The organism is Streptomyces sp. BoleA5, assembly GCF_000373665.1.
Taxonomy (GTDB): Bacteria; Actinomycetota; Actinomycetes; order Streptomycetales; family Streptomycetaceae; genus Actinacidiphila.
Window position 1 is genome coordinate 348323 of the sequence record NZ_KB892124.1, and the last position, 11567, is coordinate 359889.

The window sequence follows — 11567 nt, forward strand, 5'->3', positions numbered from 1 at the left end:
GGTCCGGCGCTCGGAGGTGCGGCGGACGTCCGTCCTTGGCACGGTCTTGACCGGAGCCTGATAGTTACATCAGGTTGATTAACCTACTGTTACTGAATATGGATGCCAAGGCACTCGAAGCCGGTGAGCCGACCGAGGTCGGGGCCGCGTTGCGGCTGAGCGTGGGGCGGATCGCGCGGCGGTTGCGGCAGGCGCACGCCGTCGGCGACGTCACCCTGTCGGAGGTGTCGGTGATCGCCCGGCTGGACCGGGACGGCCCGGATTCGCCGGGGTCGCTGGCGGAGCTGGAGCGGGTGCGCCCGCAGGCGATGGCGACGACGCTGGCCGGGCTGGAGGAACGCGGGCTGGTCAGCCGCAGGCCAGACGCCCACGACAGGCGGCGCGTCGTGATGACGGTGACGGAGGCGGGGCTCAAGGTGCTCGCGGACCGGCGGTCGGAGTCGGTGCAGCGGCTGGCGGCCGTGCTGGGAGGGCAGTTCACCGCCGAGGAGCGGCGGCAGCTCGTCGACGCGCTGCCGCTGCTGGACCGGCTGGCGGAGAAGCTGTGACCGCCGCGCAGGTGGACGACGGCGGCCGCTACAAGTGGGTGGCGCTGTCGAACACGACACTCGGCGTGCTGATCGCGACCATCGACGCCTCGATCGTGATCATCTCGCTGCCGGCCATCTTCCGCGGCATCGGCCTGGACCCGCTCGCCCCCGGCAACATCGGCTACCTGCTCTGGATGATCCTCGGCTACCTGCTGGTCTCCGCCGTGCTGGTGGTCGTGCTCGGCCGGCTCGGCGACATGTTCGGCCGGGTCCGGATGTACAACTTGGGCTTCGCGATCTTCGCCGGCGCGTCGCTCGCGCTCTCCCTCGACCCGCTGAGGGGCGGGGGCGGTGCCCTGTGGCTGATCGGCTTCCGGATCGTGCAGGCCGTCGGCGGGTCGATGCTGACCGCCAACTCCGCGGCCATCCTCACCGACGCCTTCCCCGCCCGGCAGCGCGGAACGGCGCTGGGCATCAACCAGATCACCGCGCTGGCGGGCCAGTTCCTCGGGCTGATCGCGGGCGGTCTGCTGGCGACCATCGACTGGCGTGCCGTGTTCTGGGTGAGCGTGCCCATCGGCATCGCGGGCACCGTCTGGTCGTACCGCAGCCTGCGGGAGACCGGCGCACGCAAGCCCGGGCGCGTGGACTGGATCGGCAACCTCACCTTCACCGCCGGGGCCGGGGGACTGCTCGCCGCCATCACGTACGGCATCCAGCCCTACGGCGGACACCCCACGGGCTGGACCAACCCCTGGGTGCTGGGCGGCCTGGCGGCGGGCGTGCTGCTGCTCGTGGTGTTCTGCCTCGCGGAGACCCGGGTCGCGGAACCGATGTTCCAGCTCGCGCTGTTCCGCGTCAGGGCGTTCGCCGCCGGCAACCTGGCGGTGCTGCTCACCGCGATCGCCCGCGGCGGCCTGCAGTTCACCCTCATCATCTGGCTGCAGGGCATCTGGCTGCCGCTGCGCGGCTACGACTTCGAGCAGACGCCCCTGTGGGCCGGCATCTTCATGCTGCCGCTGACCGTCGGCTTCCTGCTGGCGGGGCCGGTGTCAGGGCACCTGTCGGACCGCTTCGGCGCACGGCTGTTCTCCACCACCGGACTCGTCCTGGTGGCGGCCTCGTTCGTCGGCCTGCTCGCGCTCCCCGTCGACTTCCCCTATCCCGCCTTCGCGGCACTGCTGCTGGTGAGCGGCATCGGGCAGGGCATGTTCTCGGCCCCCAACACCTCGGCGATCATGGGCAGCGTCGCGCCCGAACACCGCGGTGTCGCCTCCGGCATGCGTTCCACCTTCCAGAACTCCGGGACCGCGCTCTCCATCGGCCTGTGCTTCTCGCTGATGATCGCCGGACTGGCCGGCTCGCTCCCGGGGACGCTGGAGGGCGGCCTGCGGGCGAACGGCGTTCCCGCCGGGACCGCCGAGCAGGTCGCCGGACTGCCGCCGGTCAGCACCCTGTTCGCCACCTTCCTCGGCGACAACCCCATCGGCCACCTGCTCGGGCCCAGCGGGGTCCTGGCCACCCTGCCCGGGCACCAGGTGCACATCCTGACCGGTACGGCCTTCTTCCCCACCCTCGTCTCCGGTCCCTTCCACCACGGACTCGTCACCGTCTTCGGCGCGGCCGCCGTCATGGCGCTGATCGCCGCGCTCGCCTCCGCGCTGCGCGGCCGCCGCGACACCCCCGCGGCGCGCCGGCCCGGCGGCGGCGACGACTCGCACGATCCGAACGGCACGAACAAAGGACAGCAAGAATGGCGCACAGCGCACTCCTCGTGATGGACGTCCAGCGGGCCATCACGGACCGCTTCACCGCGGACGCCGGCTACCTGTCCCGGGTGCGTGAGGCGACCGATGCCGCGCGCGCCGCGGACATCCCCGTCGTCCACGTCGTCATCGGGTTCCGCGCCGGGCACCCGGAGGTCAGCCCGCGCAACAAGACCTTCGGCGCCCTCGCCCGGGGCGGCGGCTTCGCCGCCGGCGACCCGGGCGCCGAGATCCACCCCGACGTCGCGCCCGCGCCCGGCGACGTCGTCGTCACCAAGAAGCGCGTCAGCGCCTTCGCGGGCAGCGACCTCGACATGGTCCTGCGGGCGCGCGGCGTCGACAGCCTCGTCCTGACCGGCATCGCCACCTCAGGCGTGGTCCTGTCCACGCTGCGCCAGGCGGCCGACCTCGACTTCGGCCTGACCGTGCTGGCGGACGGGTGCCTGGACTCCGACCCCGAGGTGCACCGGGTGCTCACGGAGAAGGTGTTCCCGCGGCAGGCGGACGTCGTCACCGTCGAGGAATGGGTCAAGTCCCCCGCGCACTGACCCCCGTGGACGGCTCCCCGTGCCCGCCGAGGGCGCGGGCGAGTCGTTCCCCCTGGGCGGCGGTCACGCCGAGGCCCGGCAACGGCACCCGGCCCGGCCACCCGTCGCCCTCCCCGGCACGGGGAGTGCCGCCGCCGAGCGGCGAGCCCCACGCCGGGTCGTGCCGGACCGCGTCATCCGGCCCGTCGATGAGGCACCGGGCCGCGAGCGCCGCAGTCTCCTGCGGCGCCCCGACCGCGGTGAGCGCGCCGGCGATCCGGGGCACGGCCTCGGCCGCGTTCCGCCGGCCGTCGGTGAGCACGGGCAGCAGGAGCAGCAGCCGGGCGGCGGGGCCGTACAGGCCCCCTTCCGGCCCGGAGTCCGGCCCGCGATCCGGCACGGCGTCCGCGACGTGCACCAGTTGGCGCCACCGCAGCCCGGGGCCGCAGCGGTCGCCGTCGTACGAGAGCAGGGTCTCCGCACGGACCCAGCCGGGGTGGGTGAGCAGGAAGTCCAGTCCGGGACCGTCGGCGAAGTTCCGGAAGACCGCGACGGCGCGGTGCCCGTCCCCGAACGGCACCCGGAGGACGGGCCAGGCCCGCTCGTCGTACAGCACCTCCGCCAGGGCGTCGGTGTCGGCGCCGTCGTCCCCGAACCACTCCGGCTCGGGACGCTCGCCGTCCGGCCCGGCCTGGCACCACCCCAGCAGGTGGTTCGCCCAGAAGCCGGGCCGGTCCGCCAGCGGCTCACCGGCCGTCAGAGGCCCGTGGTCGTAGCCCTTGATCAGCACACCGCACAGCATGCCAGGCTGCCGCAGGTCAGGTCAGGTCAGGTCAGGTCAGGTCAGCGGCACGGTGCCCTCCGAGGACACCGCGGCGGCGACGCGGCCGCCCAGGTCGAGCCGGAGCCGCAGGAAGTCGGCCCCGCCCGGGCCCGGGCGGCGACCGCCCTCCGGGACCCAGCCGTGCCGGGTGTAGAAGGCGAGGGCACGGCTGTTGCGCTCCCAGGCGTCCAGCAGCCCCGTCTCCAGGGAGGACTCCCGCAGGAAGCGCACGAACTCGGCGTGCAGCAGCCCCCCGAGGCCGCGGCCCCAGCGGTCCGGACGCACATGGATCCGGTGCAGCTCACCGCACGAGGGCGCGGCCTCCGCGCCCTCCTTGGGCGGCCCCATGGCCACCACACCGACCACCTCGGTGTCCTCGACGGCGCACAGCACCGTCGTCGCGCTCGACTGGATCGCGTGCGCCCAGGTCGCACGGCGGCGCGCCCAGCCGTCGGGGCTGTCGATCTCTGAACCGGGCAGGCCGCCCGCCTGGTAGTACGCGGCACGTGCCTGCGTGTGCACGTCCACGATGGCCGCCAGGTCGCCGAACCGCGCCGGGCGCATCAGGGTTGGAGAAGTCGTCACCTCCTGTCAGACGTCCGCGATTCGGGACGGGTTCCCGGCGCGGGGGACCGCTGTGGCGGCCACCGGGAGGTGACCGCCACGGCGGTGCGGCCGGCTACGGCTGCGCGGTGACCGCGGGCACGTTGTAGCCGTCGACCCGCAGCTTCGGCCGCTTCGACGGCAGCGCCCCGGCGGGCCAGGACAGCGTCACCGTGCGGCTCTCACCGGGGAGCAACCAGACGTAGTTGTCGCTGTACAGCGTCGGCAGCACCCGCTCGCCGGAACGGGAGTCCAGCAGGGAGAGCCGGACCAGGGCGGCGACCGAGGCCCCCCGGTTGCTCACCCGCGCGGTCAGCCCGTGCCGGTCGCCCGAGAGGTCGGTGTCCGTCACGTCGGCGGCGACCCGGGTCCGCGCGGCCTTGTTGAGCGCCTGCATGTGCTCGGGCTTGCGGTAGCGCCAGTAGACGTTCTCGGACAGCACCTCGCCGTGACGGTCCGTCAGCCGCAACCGCAGCAGGTGGAAGTCCGGCAGGCCGTCCGTCCAGGCCACGGTGAACGCGTCGGCCTTCGCGGACGCCGCGACGTCCACCGTGCCGCGCCGCTCCGCGGACAGCGGATGGCCGGACAGGTCGAGCAGACGCGCCGAGACCGTCGCGCCCTTGAGGGCCCGGGGCGTGTGGTTGACCGCCACGACCTTCCCGCTCACGGGGTCCGCCTGCACGTGGACCGGCTCGGCGGCCTTGCGGACGCCGTAGTAGGCGCCGTTGACGTCGAAGTCGTAGTCGTACGTCTGCCACACCGTGCTGTACCACGCGGGGTGCGACATCCACAGCATCAGGCCGCCGGCGTCGTCCCACAGCCTGCCGTTCCAGGCCTCGAACATGGCACGGAAGTTCTCGTAGTTGACGAACTGCGCCTTGCGGCAGAAGTCGTCGAGGTCCTCGGCCGTGCCCAGCCGGCCCTCGATGGCCGCGCGGTAGTTCTGCGGGGCCTGGTTGCCGCGGGTGCTCCAGTCGTGGTGGTACCAGACACCGCCGACCGGCCACTCCGGCTCGTCGCCGGCCATGCGCCGCATCGTCTCGGCCGTCGAGACGACGGGCATGCCGATCTCGGTGTGGAACCCGAAGCTGCCACCCCCGTAGGTGGACGCGGAGTAGTACCGCTCGGGCTCGACCCAGCCGTAGGGGCCGCCGCCGGAGACGATGCCGCCGGCCGAGTTGTTCTGGTAGAGCAGGGCGGGGGCCTCCGCGCGCACCGCGGAGCGCATCCCGTCGTCCACCGGGCCCGGCGGGTTGCCCTCGTTGGCACCGCACCACACGACGACGCTGGGGTGGATGCGGTAGCGCCGCACGGTGTCCCGCGCGAGGTCGAGGAAGGCCTGGCGGTTGGGCGGGTCCATCGCCCAGGCGTTGGGGAAGTCGTTCCACACCAGCAGGCCGTGCTCGTCGCAACTGGCGTAGAACTCCTCGCGGTTGCTGCTGCCGACCCAGTTGCGGATCATCGTGAAGTTCATGTCGCGGTGCATGCGCACGGCCGCGTCCATGCGCTCCGCGGGCATGCGGCGCAGCAGCTCGTCCCAGCCCCAGTTGCCGCCGCGCGCGAAGACGCGGACGCCGTTGACGCTGATCTTGAGCGGCACGGTGGAGTTGTCGACGGACTTCACGTCGGTCCACTCGTCGCCGTCGTCGGAGACCTGGACGGTGTAGGTCCTGGCGTAGGCCTGCTCCCAGGTGATGACGACCCGGTCGAAGCGCACCGCGGAGCCCAGGTCCACCTGGATCCACTGCTCGTCCTCGTACTTCGAGGACCAGCGGGTGCCCGGCTTGCCGTCCACCGCGTTGCCCGGCCCGCTGCCGTCGCCCTCGAAGGACGAGGCGGTGGCCTCCCTGCGCAGCGCCAGGTCGGTGCCCGGCGTGCCGCTGTCGACCACCGACAGGCCCCACATCGACGAGCCCCAGCTGGTGGCGCGCGTGTGGCAGAGGATCCGCAGGTAGCGGGCCGTGGTCGCGGCGAACTCCACGTCCTGCAGGCTCGCCGAGCCCGAGGTCTGGAAGGGCAGCGGCACCGCGGCGTTGTCGACGGACGCGGCGTCGGTCCACTCGTCGCCGTCGTCGGAGACCTGGACGGTGTAGGTCTCGGCGTACGCCTGCTCCCAGGTGACCACGACGCGGTCGAAGGCGACCGCGGAGCCGAGGTCCACCTGGACCCACTGGTCGTCCTCGAACTTCGACGACCAGCGCGTGCCCGGGTCCCCGTCCGTGATGTTGCCGGGCCGGTTGGACGGGTCGTCGGTGGACGAGGCGGTGGCGTCCTTGTGCAGGGCGAGGTCGAGATCGGGCAGGGCGCTGTCGGCGACCGACAGCGCCCACATCGACGAGCCCCAGTCGGTGGCCCGGGTGCGGCACAGGACGCGCACGTAGCGGGCGGTCCGCCGGGTGAACGTCACCGTCTGCGCGTAGGCGTTGGAGCCCGACTGGAAGGTCAGCGGGACGTCGTACTCGTAGCCGAACTGGCGCATGCCGAAGCGCGTGGTGCGCCGGTCGCTCTCCTGCCCGGCCACGGAGGCGGTCAGGGTGAGGCGGTGCAGCTCCGGCTCGCCGTAGCCGTTGGGCCACCACAGCTTCGGGTTCCGTACGCGCAGCTTCGGGTCCGATGCCGGGGCGAAGACGACGTCGGTGCTGCCGCCTCCGGGAACGGTCACCGTCCGCTGCACGCGCACGCCGTCGAACGCGGCGGTGACGGTGACGGACCGGGCGTCCGCGGCGGCGTTGCGGACCGGGACGACGATCGTCAGCTCGGCCGTGCCGGTGTCGGGCAGGTCCGGCAGGACGGTGTCGACGCGGGGGTCCCCGAGGACGGCGTCGCCGGTGGAGCGCAGCCGTACGTGGTTCCAGATGCCGGCGGCCCGGTCGCGCACGGCGGGCATCCAGTCCCAGCCGGAGGAGGCCAGGTAGGTCGGCGAGTTGCGGTTCATCATGTTCGCGCCGGCGTCGACGAAGGCGAGCCCGGCCGGGCCCTTGTCGCCGGGGCTGCCGGGGAACGGCATGGGGCTGATCTTCACCGCGAGGGCCTGCGGGCCGTCGGCGGCCAGCAGCGCGGTCACGTCGTAGGCGGCGCGGGCGAAGGGGAAGGTGAGGGTGCCGGCCTGCTTGCCGTTGAGCCAGATGTCGGCCTCGTGGTTGACCCCGTCGAACTCGAGCCAGACACGGCGTCCCGCCCCGGTGCGCAGGCCCTTGGGCAGGCGGAACTCGCGGCGGTACCACCAGGAGTGGCGGGAGAGGGCCTCGGGGATGTGCAGGTTGGCGAAGCCGGCGACGGGGTCGGGGAGGTGCCCCTCCGTCACGAGCGAGCCCAGGACGGTCCCCGGCACGGTGGCCGGCAGCCAGGCACTGGTGTCCACGGACGGCGCCGACAGCTCCGCGGCACTGCCGCCCGCCCAGTCGTCCATGGTCAGGTCCCACCCGGACTCCAGCGGCACGGTGCCGTCCTCGGCGACCTCGAGGGCCGGGGGCGTGCGGTGATGGGTCCCCCAGTCGGTCCAGCCGGTGGCCTCGGGGCGGTGGCCGCGCGGGGTGCCGTACACCTGGAAGCCGTTGAGGCCCAGCGGGTTGGCGTTGGAGCGCTTGGTGACGGTCATCCGCACCCAGCGGGCGGTGACGGGCGTGGGCAGGGTGATCTCCACGACCCCTCCCTTGCCGTCGTCGGTGCGGTGCGCGACGGTCCACGACCTCCCGTCGCGCGAGGTCTCGATCACGAAGGCGACCGCGCAACTCGACAGGATCTCCTGTCCGGTGGTGTTGTCGCGGGGGTTGCCGCCGGTGCCGGGGGTGTACGGCGGGTCGTCGGCCGTCGCCTCGAAGGTCAGGCGCACCGACTCGACCTCGCACAGGGCCTGGAGGTCGACGGATATCCACTGGGGGTCGCCGGCGGCGGCCCGCCAGCCGGAGCCCCGCACGCCGACCCGGTCGAGGCCGTCGACGGCGAACTCGGCCGGTGTGGGGGCGTAGTCGGTGGAGGACACGGTGACCGGGCGGTACGCGGCGAGTTCGCCCCGTGCGCCGGCGGGGTCGGAGGACCGCGTCCCGGCCGAGGCGGCGGCGGGGAAGGCCATGCCGAGCCCGAACCCCGCGAGGAGGGTGGAGCCGGTGGAGAGTACGGCGCGTCGGGAGGGGAGGGAGGACATATCCGGCATGAACAGCGGCTCCGTTCAGGGATGTTCAATGACGAGACGGCCTGGCATCATGGCGATGACAACGTTGCCATCGGGATGACAACGTTGCCGAACATGCACCCGCCGGGAAGAGCCTGTCAAGGTTTTGGGCACGCCACGTTCCGGGATTCTCCTAAATTAGGAATACATATTGACATCCGTCCGACTTCGCGTCAGAGTCGTTGGTCGGTCCGCGCCGGGGGCCGTCACCGGGCCGGTCGGCGGCGCGAGGTGTGCTCCGCCGAGGGGGCGTCAACGATGTCCCCCACGGCGAAGAGGAGGATCGCTGCTTCGTTCCCACCGCGAGCGGTGACGCGCAGGCGTACGTCGACGAGTTCCACGCGGCGTTCGCGGCGCGCGACCGCGAGCCCACCGACCTGCCGCTCTTCAGCCGGAGCCGCTAGGGCGTGTCTCCCCGATCCGCTAGCTCGTTGTTCTGATCATGCTCGGCAGGGAGGATCTGACCGACGACGAGTGGGCAGTGCTGCAACCGCTGTTGAGAAGATCCGCGTGCCCCGCAAGGGACGCGGTCGTCCACGTCGCACCCCCTGCAGCGTGAGCGCGGACAGGGCATACAGCAACCGCAAGATCCGCCCCTACCTACGCAGTCGCGGCATCCGGGACGTGATCCCGGAGAAGAAGGACAACAAGGCCGCCCGCCTGCGCCGGGGTTCACGCGGCGGGCGGCCTTGTGATTTCGATGCGGCGCGGTACAAGAAGCGCAACACGGTGGAGCGGGCGATCAATAAGTTGAGGCAGTTCAGGGCCGTGGCCACGCGGTATGACAAGCGCGGCTACGTCTTCCTGGGCAGCGTCACCGCGGCGGCGCTCATGATCTGGCTGCGCACATAGCCGCGCCCCGGTTCTGGGGGTTGAGAAACGTCGGGACGAACGCCGTCATACCAGGACCGACGCCCCTCAGCACCCGAGGTACCGGGAGCCGGCCCGGGGCATCTGAAAAACTTCGGGTAGATCTGTCGAATTCGCGTCGCCCGTCCGACGTAGAGGCGTACCGACCAGACACACAGCCAGGGAGACTCGTAATGGCCCAGTACGCGATCCTCATCTTCGACAACCCCGCGGCCGGCGACTACACCCCCGACCAGCAGGCGGCGAGCAAGCGGCACGCCGACGACCTCATCGACTCCGGCGCCATGATCACGGCGTACGCGCTGCAGTCCGCCGACACCGCCACCTCGCTGCGCGGTGATGTGGTCACCGACGGTCCCTTCATCGACTCCAAGGAGGTCATCGCCGGCGTCTGCATCATCGAGGCCCCCGACCTTGACGCCGCCCTGGAGCTGGCGCGTCGTAACCCCGCCGTCCAGTGGGGCCGCGGCGGTGTCGAGGTGCGGCCCGTCGCGGGCGGCATCCCGCCCCTGGCCCGATGACGGCTGAAACGGACGCAGGACAGGCGGTCGCCGACGCGCACCGGCGCGAGTGGGCCTTCGTGCTCGCCGCGACGGTGCGCGTCGCCCGCGACCTGGACCTGGCCGAGGAGTGCGTGCAGGAGGCGTACGCCGCGGCGCTGTCGGCCTGGGAACGCGACGGGATCCCGGGCAACCCCGCGGCGTGGCTGACCACCGCGGCCAAGCGCCGGGCGATGGACGCGATCCGCCGCGAGCGGACGTTCCGCTCGAAGCTGCCGCTGCTGGTGGAGCCGGAAGAGGCCGTCGACGAGCTCGCCCTGGACGAGCTGGGCGAACAGAAGGAGGAGCAGGTCGTGGACCCGGAGGGTGTCGTACCCGACGATCGGCTGCGGCTCATCTTCACCTGCTGCCATCCCGCGCTCGCGCAAGAGACGCAACTCGCGCTCACACTGCGGCTGGTGTGCGGGCTGCCGACGCCGGACGTCGCCCGGGCGCTGCTGGTGTCGGAACAGACTATGGCCGCCCGGATCACCAGGGCGAAGAAGAAGATCTCCGCCGCCCGTATCCCTTACCGGGTGCCGCGCCCGGCGGAGCTGCCGGACCGGCTGACGGCCGTGCTAGGCGTGATCCACCTGCTGTTCACCGCCGGGCACACCGCCCCATCAGGCCCCGCGCTCATGCGCACCGACCTGGCCGACCGCGCACTGCACCTGGCCCGCACCCTGCACGACCTCATGCCCGACGAGGCCGAGGTCCGCGGGCTGCTGGCGCTGCTCCTCGTGACGGACGCCCGGCGCGCGACCCGGACCGGCGCCGACGGCCGACTGCTGCGGCTCGAGGAGCAGGACCGCTTTCTGTGGGACCGCGCCACGCTGGCCGAGGCGCACGAGTTGATCGTGGCCGGGCTGCGCGGCGGCCGCGCGGGACGCTATCTGCTGCAGGCGGCGATCGCCTCGCTGTACGCCGAGGCACCGACGTACGAGGAGACGGACTGGCCACAGATCGCGGCCCTCTACGACAGGCTGCTGTCGCTGTGGCCCTCACCGGTCGTCGCACTGAACCGGACGGTGCCGGTATCGATGGCCCACGGACCGGGGGTCGCGCTGGCGCAGGTCGAGGCGCTGGAGCAGGACGGCCGGCTCTCCCGGTACCAGTACCTGCCGGCGATCAAGGCGGACCTGCTGCAGCGACTCGGCCGTACAGACGAGGCCGCAGCCGCATACCGGCAGGCGCTGGAGCTGACCGGCAACGAGGCGGAGCGCGCGTTCCTCACCGCACGCCTCACCCGTCACCAGACCAGCCCCACGTAAGGGAAGTTCGTTGACGTCGGCGTAGCGCACTCGCTGCACCCCTTCTCGAGATCGCCAGGCTGGCGCGGGAGTGCACATAGTGGCCCGCCAAACTCATCGGTCATGGCCAGGTGAGATCGAGGAGACAGGGCCTAGTTCGGCGTGCCCTCGGCGTTGTCGTCGGGGCGGATGGTGATGTGGTCGGGTTCGAGTTCGAGCATGACGCGGTTGCGGATGTCGAGGGCGTGGGTGTAGTCGCGGGGGAGTTGGAGGCGGCCGGAGCGGTCGACGGTGGCGTATTCGCTGGCGTGGACGGTGGTGCGGCCNTCGTCGTCGACGCTGGTGCGGCGGACGACTTCGGAGGCGGTGCGGCCGTCGCGGATGGCGACGGTGCGGTCGACCGCGGTGGCGACGGCCTGGTCGTGGGTGACGACGACGATGGTCGTGCCGAGGTGTTCGTTGGCGGTGCGGAACGCGGCGAAGACCTG

At 72.2% G+C, this 11567-nt stretch carries 9 protein-coding genes and 2 pseudogenes; 7 read left to right on the forward strand and 4 right to left on the reverse strand.

Translation table 11 applies throughout. From position 1 onward, the window contains the following. Positions 1–98: 98 nt before the first annotated feature. From B085_RS0131465 to B085_RS0131475, 3 genes are read left to right on the forward strand one after another with little or no spacing between them, the layout of a single operon-like run. Positions 99–548 (forward strand): MarR family winged helix-turn-helix transcriptional regulator, encoded by a 450-nt coding sequence (locus tag B085_RS0131465; protein ID WP_018562591.1) that lies wholly within the window; start codon positions 99–101, stop codon positions 546–548. Next, positions 545–2308: an MFS transporter gene (locus B085_RS44380; RefSeq protein ID WP_018562592.1), complete on the forward strand. Its 1764-nt coding sequence runs from the start codon at positions 545–547 to the stop codon at positions 2306–2308. The genes B085_RS0131465 and B085_RS44380 overlap by 4 nt, the downstream gene beginning before the upstream one ends. Further along, on the forward strand, positions 2284–2844 hold the full coding sequence (locus tag B085_RS0131475; protein ID WP_018562593.1) for a cysteine hydrolase family protein: 561 nt from the start codon (positions 2284–2286) through the stop codon (positions 2842–2844). The genes B085_RS44380 and B085_RS0131475 overlap by 25 nt, the downstream gene beginning before the upstream one ends. Here B085_RS0131475 and B085_RS44385 read toward each other — a convergent pair. The 3 genes from B085_RS44385 to B085_RS0131490 all read right to left on the reverse strand — a co-directional run bounded on the left by B085_RS44385 (position 2825) and on the right by B085_RS0131490 (position 8393). Then, complete coding sequence (locus B085_RS44385) at positions 2825–3613, reverse strand: hypothetical protein (RefSeq protein ID WP_158689860.1); 789 nt, start codon at positions 3611–3613, stop codon at positions 2825–2827. The two genes, B085_RS0131475 and B085_RS44385, sit on opposite strands and share 20 nt — an antisense overlap. 48 nt (positions 3614–3661) lie before the next feature. Next, a complete protein-coding gene (locus tag B085_RS0131485) occupies positions 3662–4231 on the reverse strand; it encodes a GNAT family N-acetyltransferase (protein ID WP_234018702.1) in 570 nt (189 codons plus the stop codon). A gap of 94 nt (positions 4232–4325) precedes the next feature. Continuing rightward, a complete protein-coding gene (locus B085_RS0131490; RefSeq protein ID WP_018562596.1) occupies positions 4326–8393 on the reverse strand; it encodes a discoidin domain-containing protein in 4068 nt (1355 codons plus the stop codon). A gap of 260 nt (positions 8394–8653) precedes the next feature. On the opposite strand from B085_RS0131490, the gene B085_RS51735 reads away from it, so the two are divergent. The 4 genes and pseudogenes from B085_RS51735 to B085_RS0131510 all read left to right on the forward strand — a co-directional run bounded on the left by B085_RS51735 (position 8654) and on the right by B085_RS0131510 (position 11100). Then, a complete protein-coding gene (locus B085_RS51735) occupies positions 8654–8824 on the forward strand; it encodes a hypothetical protein (RefSeq protein ID WP_018562597.1) in 171 nt (56 codons plus the stop codon). Positions 8825–8915: 91 nt separating this feature from the next. Further along, positions 8916–9272: pseudogene (locus tag B085_RS49685) on the forward strand (transposase); the annotation flags it as partial. A gap of 191 nt (positions 9273–9463) precedes the next feature. After that, positions 9464–9811, forward strand: a complete 348-nt coding sequence (locus B085_RS0131505) for a YciI family protein (protein WP_018562599.1) — start codon at positions 9464–9466, stop codon at positions 9809–9811. Continuing rightward, positions 9808–11100: an RNA polymerase sigma factor gene (locus tag B085_RS0131510; protein ID WP_018562600.1), complete on the forward strand. Its 1293-nt coding sequence runs from the start codon at positions 9808–9810 to the stop codon at positions 11098–11100. Before B085_RS0131505 ends, B085_RS0131510 begins: the two co-directional genes overlap by 4 nt. Before the next feature lie 131 nt (positions 11101–11231). On the opposite strand, the pseudogene B085_RS0131515 reads toward B085_RS0131510, so the two are convergent. Continuing rightward, positions 11232–11567 (reverse strand): annotated as a pseudogene (locus B085_RS0131515) (ABC transporter ATP-binding protein); the annotation flags it as partial.

Coding starts and splice junctions, on each gene's coding strand:
- B085_RS0131465 (WP_018562591.1), top strand. CDS start 99: ATGGATGCCAAGGCACTCGAAGCCGGTGAGCCGACCGAGGTCGGGGCC.
- B085_RS0131475 (WP_018562593.1), top strand. CDS start 2,284: ATGGCGCACAGCGCACTCCTCGTGATGGACGTCCAGCGGGCCATCACG.
- B085_RS0131490 (WP_018562596.1), bottom strand. CDS start 8,393: ATGTCCTCCCTCCCCTCCCGACGCGCCGTACTCTCCACCGGCTCCACC.
- B085_RS0131505 (WP_018562599.1), top strand. CDS start 9,464: ATGGCCCAGTACGCGATCCTCATCTTCGACAACCCCGCGGCCGGCGAC.
- B085_RS0131510 (WP_018562600.1), top strand. CDS start 9,808: ATGACGGCTGAAACGGACGCAGGACAGGCGGTCGCCGACGCGCACCGG.